Annotated in this window: 15 protein-coding genes and 1 tRNA gene; 6 read left to right on the top strand and 10 right to left on the bottom strand. The window is 70.5% G+C overall.

Going from position 1 to position 15,838, the window contains the following annotated elements:
- Nucleotides 1–5: 5 nt before the first annotated feature.
- The 7 genes from B7K22_RS09710 to B7K22_RS09680 all read right to left on the bottom strand — a co-directional run bounded on the left by B7K22_RS09710 (nt 6) and on the right by B7K22_RS09680 (nt 6,883).
- On the bottom strand, nt 6–572 hold the full coding sequence (locus tag B7K22_RS09710; RefSeq protein WP_084040061.1) for a DUF4865 family protein: 567 nt from the start codon (nt 570–572) through the stop codon (nt 6–8).
- Between the two features lie 9 nt (nt 573–581).
- On the bottom strand, nt 582–998 hold the full coding sequence (locus tag B7K22_RS09705) for a DUF1801 domain-containing protein (RefSeq protein WP_084040477.1): 417 nt from the start codon (nt 996–998) through the stop codon (nt 582–584).
- A 49-nt stretch (nt 999–1,047) separates the two neighbouring features.
- A complete protein-coding gene (locus tag B7K22_RS09700; RefSeq protein WP_084040476.1) occupies nt 1,048–2,802 on the bottom strand; it encodes an AMP-binding protein in 1,755 nt (584 codons plus the stop codon).
- A 67-nt stretch (nt 2,803–2,869) separates the two neighbouring features.
- Nucleotides 2,870–3,322 (bottom strand): thioesterase family protein, encoded by a 453-nt coding sequence (locus tag B7K22_RS09695; protein ID WP_234983451.1) that lies wholly within the window; start codon nt 3,320–3,322, stop codon nt 2,870–2,872.
- Between the two features lie 74 nt (nt 3,323–3,396).
- Nucleotides 3,397–4,266: a MaoC/PaaZ C-terminal domain-containing protein gene (locus B7K22_RS09690; RefSeq protein ID WP_234983449.1), complete on the bottom strand. Its 870-nt coding sequence runs from the start codon at nt 4,264–4,266 to the stop codon at nt 3,397–3,399.
- Nucleotides 4,267–4,268: 2 nt separating this feature from the next.
- Nucleotides 4,269–5,615, bottom strand: coding sequence for a 3-oxoacyl-ACP reductase (locus B7K22_RS09685; protein WP_084040058.1), 1,347 nt, complete (start codon nt 5,613–5,615; stop codon nt 4,269–4,271).
- On the bottom strand, nt 5,615–6,883 hold the full coding sequence (locus B7K22_RS09680) for an acetyl-CoA C-acetyltransferase (RefSeq protein WP_084040057.1): 1,269 nt from the start codon (nt 6,881–6,883) through the stop codon (nt 5,615–5,617). The genes B7K22_RS09685 and B7K22_RS09680 overlap by 1 nt, the downstream gene beginning before the upstream one ends.
- 78 nt (nt 6,884–6,961) lie before the next feature.
- Here B7K22_RS09680 and B7K22_RS09675 point away from each other — a divergent pair, with 78 nt between their 5' ends.
- Nucleotides 6,962–7,612, top strand: coding sequence for a TetR/AcrR family transcriptional regulator (locus B7K22_RS09675; RefSeq protein WP_084040056.1), 651 nt, complete (start codon nt 6,962–6,964; stop codon nt 7,610–7,612).
- The gene (locus tag B7K22_RS09670; protein WP_084040055.1) at nt 7,609–9,573 is read left to right on the top strand and encodes an acyl-CoA dehydrogenase; all 1,965 of its coding nucleotides are present in this window, start codon (nt 7,609–7,611) and stop codon (nt 9,571–9,573) included. Before B7K22_RS09675 ends, B7K22_RS09670 begins: the two co-directional genes overlap by 4 nt.
- 7 nt (nt 9,574–9,580) lie before the next feature.
- On the opposite strand, the gene B7K22_RS09665 is transcribed toward B7K22_RS09670, so the two are convergent.
- On the bottom strand, nt 9,581–10,699 hold the full coding sequence (locus tag B7K22_RS09665; protein ID WP_144276386.1) for an NAD(P)/FAD-dependent oxidoreductase: 1,119 nt from the start codon (nt 10,697–10,699) through the stop codon (nt 9,581–9,583).
- Between the two features lie 87 nt (nt 10,700–10,786).
- Between B7K22_RS09665 and B7K22_RS09660 the strand changes: the two genes are divergently transcribed.
- Entirely contained in the window at nt 10,787–11,242 is a 456-nt protein-coding gene (locus B7K22_RS09660) for a hypothetical protein (RefSeq protein WP_084040053.1), read from the top strand.
- Between the two features lie 88 nt (nt 11,243–11,330).
- Nucleotides 11,331–11,945: a YitT family protein gene (locus tag B7K22_RS09655; RefSeq protein ID WP_234983448.1), complete on the top strand. Its 615-nt coding sequence runs from the start codon at nt 11,331–11,333 to the stop codon at nt 11,943–11,945.
- Nucleotides 11,946–11,956: 11 nt separating this feature from the next.
- Here the strand turns inward: B7K22_RS09655 and B7K22_RS09650 are convergent, their stop codons facing one another.
- Nucleotides 11,957–13,780 carry a DEAD/DEAH box helicase gene (locus B7K22_RS09650; RefSeq protein WP_084040052.1) on the bottom strand — a complete coding sequence of 608 codons (1,824 nt, stop codon included), beginning with the start codon at nt 13,778–13,780 and terminating at the stop codon, nt 11,957–11,959.
- Between the two features lie 139 nt (nt 13,781–13,919).
- Between B7K22_RS09650 and B7K22_RS09645 the strand changes: the two genes are divergently transcribed.
- Nucleotides 13,920–13,993: transfer RNA gene (locus tag B7K22_RS09645), tRNA-Pro, on the top strand.
- 67 nt (nt 13,994–14,060) lie between these two features.
- Here B7K22_RS09645 and B7K22_RS09640 read toward each other — a convergent pair.
- The gene (locus tag B7K22_RS09640; RefSeq protein WP_084040051.1) at nt 14,061–14,330 is read right to left on the bottom strand and encodes a Rho termination factor N-terminal domain-containing protein; all 270 of its coding nucleotides are present in this window, start codon (nt 14,328–14,330) and stop codon (nt 14,061–14,063) included.
- A gap of 289 nt (nt 14,331–14,619) precedes the next feature.
- On the opposite strand from B7K22_RS09640, the gene B7K22_RS09635 reads away from it, so the two are divergent.
- Nucleotides 14,620–15,837: a zinc-dependent alcohol dehydrogenase gene (locus B7K22_RS09635; RefSeq protein ID WP_084040050.1), complete on the top strand. Its 1,218-nt coding sequence runs from the start codon at nt 14,620–14,622 to the stop codon at nt 15,835–15,837.
- Nucleotide 15,838: the final 1 nt, after the last annotated feature.

Raw genomic sequence — 15,838 nt, 5'->3', positions numbered from 1 at the left:
TGGTCCTAGGCGGCTGGCGCCGCCGGGACGGCCAGGTGGACGAGCTCGTAGGTGGTCCCAGCATCGCCGCGTGGGAGTCCGCGACGCAGGTCCGCGCCGAACGTCGCGCCTGTCGCTGCATCGACGCACCGCAGGGCGGCGTGGACGTCCCTGCTGCGGACGGCGGTGGCGGCGGACGCGCGAGCGTCGGCCGCGATGGTCGACAGGGCGGAGTCCCGCCGGGCCGGCGTCGTGGTCACCTCGACGTGGTCGGCGTCGGCGATCCGGTCCCGATCGATCTGCAGGCCGGCGACCGACGACAGCGCGACGTCGACGCGGCCGTACTGTGCCCGCACCCGCTCGAATCCGCCCTGGTCCCACAGGTAGGCGCCCATCCTCGACGTGTTGGACCACACCGACACCTGCAGGTAGCGCTGGAGGGTCGCGCCATCGCGCGCTTCGCGCACGGCGTGGGCGAACCACACCAGGCCAGCGGCCTCGCGGAGGGACGGGCCCTCGGCTGCGATGCGCTCGCGCACGCGCGCGAGCGAGTAGTCGCGGGGCAGGTCGACGGAGCACTGGAGCGCGATCATGCGCTCAGCCTAGGCCGTCTGATCGATGTCCCCGTGCTGGTATCCGAGGTCGACGAGGTCGCGCAGGACCTCCTCGTCGATGGCGTCGAGGCGCTTGACGTACACGCAGCTCGCGCCCGTGGTGTGCGGCCCGAGCCGCTCGAGCAGCGCCTTCTGAGCCGGATCCTCATTGATGCCATACAGAGACAGCTGGGCCTTGCGCGGGGAGAACCCGACCCTGAACATGTCGCCCTCGCGGCCGCTGGCGTAGCGGTAGTGATAGGTGCCGAAGCCCACCATCGTGGGACCCCACATCACGCCCTCGTCGCCGGTCACCTCCGCCATGAGCGCGAGCAGCCGCTCGCCCTCCTCGCGGCGCCGCTCGGGCGTGACTCCGGCCAGGAACTCCTGAGGCGACTGCTGCGTGGGCTGGGTCGTGTTCGCCATCTCATCACTGTACGCGCGGTGGGCGAGGGCCATGCAGTGGCGATCGACCTCAGCCTGCGGCGTCCGGCAGCGAGCGCGACTCCTCGAGCTCGCGAAGCCCGCGCCGGAGCACCTTGCCCACGTTGGTCTTGGGCAGCTCGCCGATGAACTCGATGTGGCGCGGACGCTTGTAGCCCGTGAGGCGCTCCTTGAGGAACGCCGCGAGCTCGGCCTCGGTGAGGGACTCGTCGCGCTTGACGACGAAGAGCTTGGGAACCTCGCCAGCGTGCTCGTCCGGCACGGGGATCGCTCCAGCCTCGGACACCTTGGGGTGGAGCATCGCGGCGTCCTCGAGGTCGCCGGGGTACACGTTGAACCCCGAGACGACGATGATCTCCTTCTTGCGGTCGACGATGCGCAGGTATCCGTCGTCGTCCATGGTCGCGACGTCTCCCGTGAGGAGCCAGCCGTCGTCGGTGATGACGGCGGCGGTCTCCTCGGGCTTGTTCCAGTACCCCGCCATCACCTGGGGTCCCTTGACCGCGAGCTCGCCGGGCTCGCCCTGCGCGACCTCCGCGCCATCCTCCCTGAGGATGCGGACGTCCGTGCTGGGCAGCGGCACCCCGATGGTGCCGACGCGAGGCGGCAGGTGGGTCGGGTTCACGCTGACGACGGGTGACGCCTCGGTGAGGCCGTAGCCTTCGATGATGTCCGAGTCGGTGAGCTCTCGCCAGCGCTTGCCCACGGCCGAGCGCAGAGCCATGCCGCCGGCGACGGAGACCTTCACGTTGGACAGGTCGAGCTTCGCGAACCCCTCGTTGTCCATGAGCGCCGCGGCGAGGGTGCTGACGAGCACGAGCGCGTCCGGCTTGGTCTGGTCGAGCGTCGTGATGAAGGCGGGGATGTCGCGCGGGTTCGTGATCAGCACGTTGTGGCTGCCATAGCGGAACAGGCCGATGCAGTTCACGGTCAGCGCGAACACGTGATAGAGCGGCAGGGCGGCGATGACGGTCGTGTTCGCCTCGTCGAGCACCACGCGGATGTTGCCGATGAACTGCTCCTGGTTGTTGAGGAGGTTCCAGTGCGTGAGGACGGCGGCCTTGGTGCCTCCTGTCGTGCCGCCGGTGTACTGCAGGAAGGCGACGTCGGCGTGGGTGAGGCGGGGGTCGTCGAACGCGTCGGGGGAGCCGGTCAGCAGGTCGCGGAACGGGATCGCACCGGGCAGGGAGTACGCGGGCACCATCTTCTTGACGCGCTTGGCCACGAGGTTGACGATCGCGCGCTTGGGCTGGTGGAGCATGTCGCCGGCCTGGGTGACGATCACGTGGTCGATCGGGTGCTCGCGCACCACCTGCTCGAGCTTGTCCGCGAAGTTGGCGAGCACCACGATCGCCCGGGGCTGCGCGTCGGCGACGACCTTGGCGAGCTCGTCGGCCGTGTAGAGCGGGTTCGCGTTCACGACGATGAGCCCGGCGCGCAGCGCGCCGAACAGGGCGACGGGATATTGCATCAGGTTGGGCATCTGCAGCACGATCCGGTCGCCCTTGGCGAGTCCGAGCTGGTTCTGGAGGTAGGACGCGACGCGCGTGGCCAGGGCGTCGACCTCCGCGAAGGACAGGGAGCCTCCGAGGTTCGAGAACGCGGTGCGGTCGCCGTAGCGCTGCGCGGCATTCGCCACCATCTCGGACAGGGACTGCTCGGCAGGAACCCCGACGGCGCGCGGAACGCCAGGGGGATAGTGGGCGAACCACGGGCGCTCGGCCCCCGCGACGGGATCGTGGCCAGGGAGCGCTCCAGCGGAGGCGGGGGAGTCAGCGGTCGTCATCGGGTTCATCTCCATTGATGTCGCAGTGGCCCGTTCGAGCCGTTCGTTGATGGAACTGTAGTCGCCGTCAGTGGGCTCCGGTGGCAGGGTGACGGGTGTGGTGCGTCCAGTCGCTCATCCAGGGCTCGACGCGCAGGTGATCCGGGAAGCCGCCCACGGTCTCCTCGAGCTCATGCAGGTTCACCGACCCGCCCGCACGCCTGACGAACATCCCGCGCACGACGGCGTGCGCGTGGACGGTCTCGCCCACCATGAACCGGTGCTCCAGGTAGATCCAGCGGTCGTCGATGCCCACGACACGCGTGTGCAGGTCGAACCTCTGCCCCAGGCGCAGCTCGCGCCGGTACGTGATCGTCTGGCCGGCCACGACTGCCGCCCAGCCCCGGCGTCCGAACTCGTCCCACCATCCCGAGCGCTTGAGGAGCTCGTAGCGCCCCAGGTCCATGAGCGTGAGGTAGCGCCCGTTGTTCATGTGGCCGAGCACGTCGAGATCCGTCGGCGCGACCCTGAACGACGTCACCACGTCCTCCCACAAGGTGGCCGGTCGAGGTCGACGCAGCCGCATCCACCGTGCGGCCAGACGCCACCAGAGGTTCACGAACGGCCCTCGACTCGCATCCTGAGGTGAGGCTTCGCGCCGTCCCTGCTGACCACGTCGGCCGTGATCGCGCCATCAGCCTCGCTGGTGACGAATCCCACGGTGCTGGGAAGCGCGATGGGCTTCACGAAGTCCACGTGCGCCGAGTACGAAGGAGGCAGACGGCTCTCGAGTGCGGCGAGCGCGCGGGCGTGGCTCCACATGCCGTGGATGATCGGCCGTGGGAAGCCGAAGGCCCGGGCGGCGAGCCTGCTGGTATGGATGGGGTTCGGGTCGCCGGAGACGCGACGGTACTGGCGTCCGAGGTCACCCGGCAGACGCCAACGGGCGTGTGGGGTGCGCGGCTCGAACGGCTCGCGCTCCGCCCGCTGCGGCTCTCCGTCTGCCCGGGCGCCGGACGCCAGGTACGTGGTCACCCCGTCCCACGCGACCTCGCCGTCGACGCGGATCACGCCGACCAGATCGACGAGCGCGCCGCGACGGTGGGGTCGCGGGCCTTCGAGATGGACGGACAGCTCGAGGACGTCCGCCGCGGTCACGGGCCGATGCAGCGTCATGGTGTTGGAGGTGTGCACGGCACCGGCGAGCTTGACGGTCGACTCGGAGGAGCCGAGCAGGTGGATGTGCAGGGGGAAGGTGAGCACGTGCAGCCACGTGGGAGGCACGTCGTCACGCAGCGTGAACCCGCACACGCGCGCGTACTCGGCGAGGCGATCGGCATCCTGACGAACACCGCCCACGGTGACAGCGCGCTCCGGCAGGAGCACCCGCTTCGAACGCGACGGCACCATCGCCCGTGCGAAGGCACCTCCCATGCCCGGCACGCGCTCGAGCCGTTCGACCTCGCGTTCCCTGACGTCGCCCACGGTCATGCTCCGACGAGGTTCTGGCCGCACACGCGGATGACCTGCCCGGTGAGTCCCTGCGAACGGGGATCGAGCAGGTAGCCGATCGTCTCCGCGACGTCGACGGGCAGGCCGCCCTGGCTGAGCGAGTTGGAGCGCAGGAAGATCTCACGCTGCACGAACGGGATCTTCTGCGTCATCTCGGTCTGGATGAAGCCGGGTGCGACGGCATTGGCGGTGATCGACCGCGAGGCGAGGTCGGGCGCCATGGCCATGACCAGGCCCGCCACGCCTGCCTTCGACGCCGCGTAGTTGGTCTGACCCTTGTTGCCTGCGAGCCCCGACGTCGAGGCGACGCCGATCACGCGCCCGCCGTCGGCGATGCCGCCAGGCGTGTCGGCCGCGAGAAGGGTGTCGTTGATGCGCATCTGCGCCGCGAGGTTGACGTCGAGCACGGCGGCCCACCGCGCCGCGTCCGTGTTGACGAGCATCTTGTCGCGGGTGATGCCGGCATTGTGGACGACGCCGTAGATCGACTCGCCCCGCTGGGCCACGTGCTCGGCGATGCGGCGCCCCGCGTCGTCGGCGGTGATGTCGAGCTGCAGCGCGGTGCCACCGACCTCGTTCGCGACCGCGGCGAGCGCCTCGCCGGCCGGCGGGATGTCCACCGCCACGACGCTCGCGCCGTCCCGTGCCAGGATCTTCGCGATCTGGGCGCCGATGCCTCGCGCGGCGCCGGTCACCACGACGACCTTGCCGTCCAGAGGGCGCTCCTCGAGCGCCGCGGCGGGCTGGCTCGCGCCCGCGACCGTCCAGGCCTGGCCGTCGACGAACGCCGAGCGGCCCTGGAGGACGAACCCGAGGGTGGACACCAGGTCGCCGGGCTCGGCCGCGGGGTCGACGTAGAGGAGCGTGGCAGTGGCACCGCCCCGCAGCTCCTTGCCGACGGTGCGGTTGATGCCGTCCAGGGCGCGGGCCACGGCCTGGGACTCCCAGTCGCCCGCTGCCGGACGGGCGAGGACGACGATGCGCCCGGAGCGCTCGATCGAGCGTACGGCCGGGCGCAGCAGTGCGCGCAGCTCCTCGAGCTGGTCGATCTGCGCCATCGCGGTCGCATCGACCACGAGGGCGCCGATGCGCGACCCGTATCCCGGCGCCTCCGAGCCCTCGTCCACCACGGGCGCCTCCGTCGACCGACCCAGCAGCCGCATGGTCTCTGCCGCGAGGCTGCCGCCGCCGATGGAGGCGAGCACGATGGGACCCTGCGGCCACTCACGACCGCGACGGAGCCGAGGCGGTTCCTTGAGCCCTGCCTTGCCGGCGATGGCCCTGCCGGCGGGGGAGTAGTAGAGCTTCTCGAGAGCGCCCATCACACGGCCTCCAGGATCGCGACGACGCCCTGTCCGCCGGCGGCGCACATGGAGATCAGCCCGCGGGAGCCGGGGCCTCGCTGGTGCAGGAGCTTGGCGAGCGTGGGGACGATGCGGGCGCCGGTGGCCGCGAACGGGTGGCCGACCGCGAGCGACGAGCCGGTGACGTTGAGCCGCGCCCTGTCGATCGTGCCCAGCTTGCCATCGAGGCCCAGCGCGCGGCAGAAGTCCTCGTCGTCCCAGGCCTTGAGGGTCGCGAGGACGGTCGAGGCGAAGGCCTCGTGGATCTCGACCAGGTCGAAGTCGGCGACTGACAGGCCCTGGCGGCCGAGCATGCGGCCGGTGGCGGCCACCGGGCCCAGCAGCAGGTCGTCACCACCCGGGTGGTCGACCGCGGCCACCTCGGCATCCACGACCTTCGCGAGCGCCGGCAGGTGGTGCGCCGCCGCCCACTCCTCTGAGGCGAGCAGCGCCGTCGCGGCGCCGTCCGACAGTGCCGTGGAGTTGCCCGCCGTCATGGATCCCTGGGGTCCTCCGAAGGCTGGGCGGAGCGCCGCGAGCTTCTCGACCGAGGTGTCGGGGCGCAGGATCGCGTCGCGCGCCACGCCGAGGTACGGCGTGACGAGGTCGTCGAAGAAGCCGTCCTCCCATGCGGCGGCGAGCTTGTGGTGCGAGGCGGCGGCGAGCTCGTCCTGCGACGCGCGGTCGATGCCCCAGCGCTCCGTGGTGAGCGCCTGGTGCTCGCCCATGGACTGGCCAGTGCGAGGCTCGTTGACGGACGGCGCCTGCGGCTTCAGGTGGGACGGGCGGATGCGCGACAGCGCCTTGATGCGGTCGGCAGCGCTGCGGGCGGCGTTCGCCTTGAGCAGCGTGCGGCGCAGCGGATCCGACACCACGATGGGCGCGTCGGACGTCGAGTCGACGCCTGCCGAGATGCCCGAGTCGATCTGGCCCAGGCGGATCTTGTTCGCGATGTAGACGGTGGTCTCGAGGCCGGTGCCGCACGCCTGCTGGAGGTCGCACGCGGGCGTGGTGGGCGCGAGCGCGGAGCTCAGCACTGCCTCGCGCGTGAGATTGAAGTCCTTGGAGTGCTTGAGGACGGCGCCACCGGCGACTTCGCCGATGCGCTCCCCGGCGAGGCCGAACCGAGCGATCAGGCCATCGAGAGCGGCAGTCAGCAGATCGTGGTTCGAGGCTTGTGCGTACGGGCCTCCGGCCTTCGCGAAGGGGGTGCGATTGCCCCCGATCACCACGGCGTTGTGGGTCATGCGGTGCCTCCATCGTTGAGAGAAACTAGCCGATACTGACAGTAGCAGATACCGCGAGTGTCGGGTACTCTGGCGCTCATGACCGTTGACGGCAGAGACGCCCGATGGACCCAGCACCGCGCTGACAGGCGCCGGGAGCTGGTCTCGCACGCCCTGCGCGCCATCCGCGTGCACGGAGCGGGCGTGGGGATGGACGCCATCGCCGCCAGGGCGGGGACGTCGAAGACGGTCATCTATCGTCACTTCGGAGATCGGGAGGGACTGTACGACGCGGTCGTGGAGTCCGTCCACGGCTACATCGAGTCCGGCCTCTCAGCCGCCTTCCGCCTGTCGGACCCCACGGACCTGGGCACGCTCACGGCCGACCTCGCCGACGCCTATCTCGGGCTGGTCGAGCGCGATCCCGAGATCTACCGGTTCGTCATGACGCCGCCACCGCAGGGCGCAGACGCCGTGGCGGACCCGGTGCGCGGGCTGCCTGGTCTCATCGGCGAGCAGATCGCCGATGAGATCGAGCGCCACCTTGTCGAGCGCGGGCTCAAGCCGCACGCGGCGCGCACGTGGGGCCATGGACTCGTCGGCTTCGTCAAGGCCACCGCCGATCACTGGATGGCCTCCTCGCCCCGCCCTCCACGCGCCGAGGTGGTCGGCCACATCGCCCAGTTCTTCGCCCCCGCCCGCATGGACGCGCACGCGCCCATTCCCGTCCCTCAGGAGGTCACACGATGACGTTGACGCACCCCGAGCACGCCTTCCTCGAGCACACCCCGCTCAGCGAGGAGCGACTCACGACCCTGGGCGCGGCGCTGCGCACCGCGCTCGACGGCCCCTACGCGACGGAGCGCGCCGTCCGCCGCGCGACCTTCCCAGCCGACGACATGCTGCGCGACCCCGAGCTCGACGTGGAGGCCTCGCGCGAGTGGACCCTGCAGCGACTGCTCGACCTCGACGCGCACGGGTTCGGCCACGTGGGGGTTCCTGAGGGAGCGAACACGGTGTCCGACCCCCTCACCGCGGTCCTCGCCTTCGAGATGCTCTCCCACGGCGATCTGTCCGTGACCATCAAGTCGGGAGTGCAGTTCGGCCTGTTCGGCGGCGCCGTGACCAACCTGGGGACCGACTGGCACCACGAGACGTTCCTTCCGGACATCACCTCGATGAAGCTGCTCGGCGGCTTCGCGATGACCGAGCTCGGCCACGGCAGCGACGTCGCGAGCCTCGACACGACCATCACGTACGTGCCAGACGCCGACGAGTACGAGGTCGACTCGCCGACCCCAGGCGCCACCAAGGCGTACATCGGCAACGCCGCCAAGCACGGCACCATGGCCGCCGTGTTCGGCCAGCTGATCGTCGATGGCGTGCGACATGGCGTGCACGTGATCCTCGTGCCGATCAGGGACGATGCGGGGCAGGACCTCCCCGGCATCACGACCGGCGATCAGGGGCACAAGGGTGGGCTGCTCGGAGTCGACAACGGCACCATCCGGTTCGACCACGTGCGCGTGCCGCGGCGCATGCTGCTCGACCGCTACGGCGGCGTCACCGAGGACGGCGTGTACTCGTCTCCCATCGACAACGCCAACCGGCGCTTCTTCACCATGCTCGGCACCCTCGTGCGGGGCCGCGTGTGCGTGGGCGGCGGCGGCGGCATCACGGCGCGCCGCGCGCTGTCGATCGCCACGCGGTACGCGCTGGGTCGCCGGCAGTTCCCGGCGCCCGGCCGGCCTGATGGCGTGCTGCTGCTCGACTACCTCGTGCATCAGAAGCGGCTGCTCCCCAGGATCGCGCGTGCCTACGCGCTGGGCTTCGCGCAGAACGAGCTGATCGCCGACCTGGTCCATGTCCAGGGCCCCGAAGACTCCACCGAGGAGGAGCAGCGGAGCCTCGAGACCCACGCCGCGGGGCTCAAGGCCGTGACCACCTGGTTCGCGAACCAGACCGTGCAGGAGGCGCGCGAGGCGTGCGGCGGCGCGGGATACCTGAGCGAGAACCAGCTGGTCGAGATGCGCCGCGACGTCGACATCTTCGCGACCTTCGAGGGCGACAACACGGTGCTCATGCAGCTGGTCACCAAGGCGCTGCTCACGGATTTCAAGAAGGAGTGGAGCGAGCTCGACCGCACGGGCCTCGTCCAGGCGACCGCCAGGGTCGCGGGCGACGCCGTCGCGGAGGCGACCTCGGCTGGACTCGTGCTCGGCGCTCTCGCGGACGCCGTGCGGCGCCGACCGGAGGAGACCACGCTGGTCGACCGCCGGTGGCACGCGCTCATGTTCGAGGAGCGCGCGCGCCACTCCCTCGAGTCCCTCGCGCGCCGCATGCGCGCCGCAGGCAAGGCCGGGGGCGACCAGTTCGAGGCGTTCAACGCGCTCGGCGACCACGTGCAGTTCGTCGCGGGCGCCTACATGGAGCAGCGGATCCTGACCGCGTTCGTCGACGCTCTCGAGGCCCAGCCTCAGGGCGAGGCTCGCGACGTGCTCGAGAAGGTGTGCAGCCTCTACGCGCTCCAGTCCATCCACGAGGATCGCGCCTGGTTCATGGAGCACAACCGCATCAGCTCGGGACGGTCGAAGGCCATCGGGGCCCAGGTGAGCGACCTGTGCCGCGACCTGCGCCCGCACGCGCTGAGCCTCGTCGAGGGGATGGGCATCCCCGAGACCTGGCTGGGCGCCGCGATGCTGACGGACTGACCGGCCCTCAGGCGCGGGCCCGACGCCGCGGGGGCGGCCACTCGGCATCGTCGAGGTAGCGCTCGACGTCGCGCGCGATGCGCCTGGCGCCACGGTTCGCGCTGATGGTCGACGCCTGCGGACCGTAGCCGGCGAGGAAGAGGCCGGGAACGTCGACGGCGTGCCCGTCCGCCACCGTGACTCCACGGCGCGCGTCGACGCCGAGCGGCGCGAGCGGTCCGAGGTCAGCGTGGAAGCCGATCGCCCAGATGATCGCGTCGAGGGGCTCGAAGGTGCCGTCCGCGAGCACGACGCCGTCGGAGACCACGCGCGCGAACATGGGCCGGCGATCGAGCAGCCCGCGGTCGCGCAGGCGCCGCAGCCGCGGCGTCAGGGGCATGCCCGTCGTGGACACGATGCTCGGGAGCTCCCGACCCGCCCGCGCCGCCGCGTCCTGGAGCCGAACGGACTCGCGCCCGAGCTCCTCGCGCAGGTCGGTGTCGCGGGCGTTGAATCTGACGGGGCGGCGCGTATGCCAGTGGACCGAGCGCGCCGTGTCCGCGAGCTCACGGATGAATCCGAGCGCGGATGCCCCGCCGCCGACGACGGCCACGCTGAGGCCTGCGAAGTCGGCGGGGGAGGTGAACTCCGGCGTGACGATCTGGCGCCCACGGAAGTCCTCGCGGCCGGGAACGTCCGGCAGGCGGGGGCTGCCCCACGTGCCGACCGCCGCGATGACCACGCGCGGTGAGAACCCAGCCCCAGCATCGGCCGTCTGCACGTCGAAGGCTCCATCCGCGCTGCGCCGCACCGCGGTGACCTCGACGGGGCGCCGCACCCTGAGGCCGTAGTGGCTCTCGTACGTGCCGTAGTAGTCGCGCACCACCTCCGAGGCAGGTGGCTCGGTGGGGGCGCTGGCGAACGTCAGGCCCGTCGCCTCCATCCCCGGCAGGTCGGCGATCCGGTGGGCGTCACCCAGGCGCAGGGACTCCCATCGGTGCTGCCACGCGCCGCCGGGTCCGGGGCCGCGGTCCACGATCACGACGTCCGTGCCTGGCCGGAGGCCCCGGCGCACGAGGTGATACCCCACCGACAGGCCCGCCTGACCTGCGCCGATGACGAGAATGGGGGCAGCGGCATCGGTCACGGTCAAGGTGTACGCCTTCGCCCGCCTGCCAGGCAAGTCGGTAGGGCTCGTCTAGGCTGAAGCCCCGCCGACAAGAGAGGTGCGCACGTGCTCGAAGGCCTGCAGGAGTTCGCTGGCTCGTTCCCCGACTGGCTGCAGTGGGCCGCGATCGCGCTGATCTCGGCCGTGCCGTTCATCGAGTCCTACTTCGGCGCGTTCGTCGGAGTCGCGATCGGCCTCGCCCCCGTCGTGGCGATCGCCGCGGCGTCCGTGGGCAACATCGCGTCGATGATCGGCTTCGTCTACGTCACCGGTCGCATCCGCGATCGAGCTGTGGGCGACGAGGAGCTCACACCCAAGCGCGCCCGACTGAGGCGGATGTTCGACCGCTGGGGCGTGCCCGGCGTGTCGCTGCTGGGGCAGACGGTGCTGCCGTCACAGATCACCTCGGCCGCGATGGTGGGGTTCGGCGCCTCGCGGCGGGCGGTGGTCGTGTGGCAGATCGTGTCGATCATCCTGTGGGGGACGGCGTTCGGGCTGGTCGCCGTGGGCGTGCTCGGCTGACGCGCCGCCGTTCCTGCAGCATCGAGGACAATGGTGCCTGCGCCACCCGCGCATCGTCCCTGATCGCTCCCACAAGGAGGCCTCAGCCGTGTCCGTCGTCGATCCTCCCATCGCGGAGAAGCATGCGCTGTGGGAGGACGTCCTCGCCCTGCCGTCCGGCGCCTTCCTCATGTCCTTCGGCCTGTTCCTGCTCGAGCAGATCGGGGGAGTGTCCGGCGGGCTCGCGGGTGTCGCGATCCTCGGCAGCTACTGGACAGGCGCCACGTTCGGTCTCGTGTTCTTCCTGGTGAATCTGCCGTTCTACTGGCTCGCGGTACGGCGCATGGGATGGACGTTCACCATCAAGACGCTCATCACGGTGACGCTCATCTCGGTGCTGTCCGCCGTCCACGGGCTGTACCTCGACGTGTCCTCCATCGCGCCGCTGTACGCGGCGATCTTCGCAGGCCTCAGCATCGGGGTGGGGATGATCATGATCTTCCGCCACGGTGCGAGCGCGGGCGGGTTCGGGATCCTGGCCGCATTCCTTCAGGAGTCGCGGGGAGTCCGCGCCGGCTACGTCCAGGGCGCGCTCGACGTGGTGGTGGTGCTCGCGTCGCTCGCGCTGGTGCCGCTCGACATCCTGGCGTACTCGATCCTGGGCGCCGTGCTGCTGAACATGGTGCTGGCCATCAACCATCGGCCCGGCCGGTACTTCGGCTGACGGGCCGGCGCCTAGCGATCGCGGTGGCGCGGCTTGCGGTACGGCTTGGCATCGGCCGATGCGCGCTCGTCCCTGCCTCCCCGTCTTCCTGACGAGCGGGGCTTGTCGGAGCGCTGGCCACCGTTTCGCCCTCGGTGGCCGCCAGGTCCGCGGTCGACCTGCAGCTCGATCAGCTGGCCGCTGATGCGGGTGCGCTCGAGACGCCGCAGCGCCTCCTTGTCGAGCTCGGGAAGCTCGACGAGGGAGAACTCGGGCTTAATCGTGATGCGTCCGAAGTCCCCGCGCTGGAGGCCGCCCTCGTTGGCCAGCGCACCGACGATCTGCCGCGGCTCGACCTTGTGGCGCCGGCCTACGGAGATCCGGTAGGCGATGCGCCCGCCCGACGGGCCGCCTCGACGCTCCTCCCGGTCGAACTCCCGACGCGGGCGGTCGCGGTCGTTGCTGCGCTCCGCGAAGCCCACCTGCTGGGGCCGGTCGCCCTCCGGGTCGAGGAGCAGGGGCGTCTCGCCCTGGGCGACGACCGCAAGCGCGGCAGCGACGTCCGCCTCCGGGACGTCGTGGTGCGCGACGTAGTGTGCGATGATGTCGCGGAACCGGTCGATGCGCTCGCGCTGCTCGAGCGCTGCGGTGATCGAGTCGTCGAAGCGCGTCAGGCGCGTCGCGTTGACGTCGTCGGCGGTCGGCAGGCCCATGGGCGTGACGGGCTGCTTGGTGGCCTTCTCGATCGACTTGAGGCGGCCGCGCTCGCGGGGGGTCACGAAGCTGATCGCGTCGCCCGTGCGGCCCGCGCGGCCCGTGCGCCCCACGCGGTGCACGTAGGACTCGTTGTCGACGGGCAGGTCGTAGTTGACGACGTGGCTGATGCGCTCGACGTCGAGGCCGCGGGCGGCGACGTCGGTGGCGACCACGATGTCGAGCTTGCCGTCCTTGAGCTGCTGGATGGTGCGCTCGCGCTGGGCCTGCTGGACGTCGCCGTTGATCGCCGCGGCCGCGTAGCCGCGGGCTCGCAGGCGCTCGGCGACCGTCTCGGTCTCGTTCTTGGTGCGCGTGAACACGATCATCGCCGCGAAGTTCTCGACCTCGAGGATGCGGGTGAGGGCGTCCATCTTCTGCTGATAGGACACCACCAGGTAGCGCTGCGCGATGTTCGCCGACGTCGCCGTCTGGCGCTTGACCGTCACCTCCTCGGGGGAGCGCAGGTACTTCTGCGACAGTCTGCGAATCTGTGCCGGCATGGTCGCGGAGAACAGCGCGACCTGCTTGTCCTCCGGCGTCGAGGCGAGGATGGTCTCGACGTCCTCGGCGAAGCCCATCTTCAGCATTTCGTCGGCCTCGTCCAGCACGAGGTAGTCGAGCTCGGACAGGTCGAGCGTGCCCTTGTCGAGATGGTCCATGATGCGGCCGGGCGTCCCGACCACGATGTCGACGCCGCGGCGCAGCGCCGACAGCTGGACGCCGTACCCCTGGCCGCCGTAGACGGGGAGGATGTGGACGCCGGTGCGGTGGTTCGCGTACTGCTCGAACGCCTCGCACACCTGGAGCGCGAGCTCGCGGGTGGGGGCCAGCACGAGCGCCTGTGGCTTCTTGCGCCCCGGGGTCAGGCGGTCGAGGATCGGCAGCGCGAACGCGGCGGTCTTGCCGGTCCCGGTCTGCGCGAGGCCGATCACGTCGGTGCCGGCGAGCAGGTGGGGGATGGTCGCCGCCTGAATCGCCGAGGGCGTCTCGTATCCCAGCGCCTTGACCGCGCGAAGCACCGAGTCGCCCAGCCCGAGGTCGGCGAAGGTGAGGGACGGGGAGGCATTCGCCTCGGCGGGCGCGGCTGAATCGGAGCTCATAGGACAACCGTAGGCGCAGCGGGGCGCTGGCGAGTGACGCACCCGCGATTCGCCGCCGTCGGTACCTCGAGGCTCCGTCACCTGTGTAAACTGTTCCGCGGTCCACAGCGCGCCGGTTCACCGGGGCGGAGGGGCCACTCGGGCTGTGGCGCAGCTTGGTAGCGCACTTGACTGGGGGTCAAGGGGTCGCAGGTTCAAATCCTGTCAGCCCGACCGCGAGAGCAGGGCCGTTCATCCTGGTATCAGCCAGGATGAACGGCCCTCGTGCGTGGTGCCCTGGTCAGTGGTCCCTGAGCGCCTTGATCAGCTCTGACTTGTTCATCGACGATCGACCCTCGATGCCGATCTCGCTCGCGCGCTTGCGAAGATCGTCCACCGTCCAGTCCTCATACGACGATGACGAGCCGCCCCGCTCGCCCACCTTGGAGCGCGACGAGTTGGCCGAGGCATTGGCGATCCTCGCGGACTTCTCCTTGCTGTTGCCCTCGTCTCGCAGCTTCTCGTAGAGCTCGTCATCCTTGACGCTGGGACCTGGCTTCCTGCGTGGCATGGCGCCTCCTGCCTGTGGGTGTGCCCTCTCGGTCACTGTAAGGACGCCTCGCGAGCGATCGCAAACGCTGCGGAATGCATCGGCCATGCGCTTGCCATTCCACCCATCGGCGTTCGATCGCAGACTGTCCGAGCGCACACTGTTCGATCGCAGACGGTTCGATGCCGCGGCGCGGAATGCGTGATGCATGTCCGGGGTTGCCGCACAGGGTGGCATGCGTACGACGGCAGGAGGCCATGATGATCACAGCGGATCACCGAAGCACCGATGCGAACCCGGCGGCACGATCATGAGGGCGCTGACGTGGCAGGGGCGGGAGGATGTCAGGGTCGAGACCGTGCCCGATCCCGCGCTCAAGGATCCTACGGACGCGATCATCCGGGTCACGGCCACGGCGATCTGCGGATCCGACCTGCACCTGTACTCGGTGCTCGGCGCCTACCTCTCGCCCGGCGACATCCTCGGGCATGAGGCGATGGGCATCGTCGAGGAGGTGGGCGAGGGCGTCGACAACCTCAGCGTCGGCGATCGCGTGGTGGTGCCGTTCGGCATCGCCTGCGGCGAGTGCTACATGTGCTCGCGAGGCCTGCACTCGCAGTGCGAGACCACGCAGGTTCGAGGCCAGGGGAAGGGTGCCGCGCTCTTCGGCTACACGGAGCTGTACGGCTCCGTTCCAGGGGGTCAGGCGGAGTACCTGCGCGTGCCCTTCGCCCACGTGGGCCCCGTCACGGTGCCCAGCGACGATCAGCCAGACGAGCGCTACCTGTACCTGTCCGACGTCCTGCCGACGGCATGGCAAGCCGTCGAGTACGCTTCGGTGCCGGCCGGCGGCACGGTGGCCGTGGTCGGACTGGGCCCGATCGGCCAGATGGCCGCGCGCATCGCGCGGCATCGCGGCGCGGGCACCGTCATCGGGATCGACTCGGTGCCCGAGCGGCTCGCGATGGCGCGCCGGCACGGGACCGACGTCATCGACCCGTCGGAGGTGTCGGACGTGGCTGAGGCGGTCGCCGACATGACGGCCGGGCGGGGCGCGGACGCCGCGATCGACGCCGTCGGCATGGAGGCGCACGGCTCGCCCATCGGGCATCTGGGGCACCAGACCGTGTCGCGACTGCCGGACGCCGTGGCGAAGCCCCTGATCGAGCACGCAGCGGTCGATCGTATGAACGCCCTGCACACGGCGATCGCCGTCGCGCGCAGGGGCGGGGTGGTATCGGTCGTGGGCGTGTACGGCGGCGCGATCGACCCGTTGCCCATGATGGACGTCTTCGACCGTCAACTGACGCTGCGCTTCGGCCAGGCGAACGTGCTTCGGTGGATGCCGGAACTCGTGCCGCTCGCGAGCGATCCGGCCGATCCGCTCGGCGTCCTGGACCTCAGGACGCATCGTCTGGGCCTGAACGAGGCCCCGAACGCGTACGAGATGTTCCAGCGCAAGGACGACGGGTGCATCAAGGTGGTGTTGGACCCGCACCAGGTCGCGGAGGGCGCGGACGCGCTGTGAG

The sequence above is a fragment of the Demequina sp. NBRC 110053 genome (genome assembly GCF_002090095.1).
GTDB lineage: Bacteria > Actinomycetota > Actinomycetes > Actinomycetales > Demequinaceae > Demequina.
The sequence above is the reverse complement of the archived record's forward strand: the minus strand, read 5'-3'. Positions and strand labels throughout refer to the sequence as shown.

Excerpts from the sequence above, each read along its gene's own strand:
- B7K22_RS09710 (WP_084040061.1), bottom strand. The coding sequence starts at position 572 with ATGATCGCGCTCCAGTGCTCCGTCGACCTGCCCCGCGACTACTCGCTC.
- B7K22_RS09685 (WP_084040058.1), bottom strand. The coding sequence starts at position 5,615 with ATGGGCGCTCTCGAGAAGCTCTACTACTCCCCCGCCGGCAGGGCCATC.
- B7K22_RS09635 (WP_084040050.1), top strand. The coding sequence starts at position 14,620 with ATGAGGGCGCTGACGTGGCAGGGGCGGGAGGATGTCAGGGTCGAGACC.
- B7K22_RS09675 (WP_084040056.1), top strand. The coding sequence starts at position 6,962 with ATGACCGTTGACGGCAGAGACGCCCGATGGACCCAGCACCGCGCTGAC.
- B7K22_RS09680 (WP_084040057.1), bottom strand. The coding sequence starts at position 6,883 with ATGACCCACAACGCCGTGGTGATCGGGGGCAATCGCACCCCCTTCGCG.
- B7K22_RS09670 (WP_084040055.1), top strand. The coding sequence starts at position 7,609 with ATGACGTTGACGCACCCCGAGCACGCCTTCCTCGAGCACACCCCGCTC.
- B7K22_RS09705 (WP_084040477.1), bottom strand. The coding sequence starts at position 998 with ATGGCGAACACGACCCAGCCCACGCAGCAGTCGCCTCAGGAGTTCCTG.
- B7K22_RS09700 (WP_084040476.1), bottom strand. The coding sequence starts at position 2,802 with ATGACGACCGCTGACTCCCCCGCCTCCGCTGGAGCGCTCCCTGGCCAC.
- B7K22_RS09650 (WP_084040052.1), bottom strand. The coding sequence starts at position 13,780 with ATGAGCTCCGATTCAGCCGCGCCCGCCGAGGCGAATGCCTCCCCGTCC.
- B7K22_RS09640 (WP_084040051.1), bottom strand. The coding sequence starts at position 14,330 with ATGCCACGCAGGAAGCCAGGTCCCAGCGTCAAGGATGACGAGCTCTAC.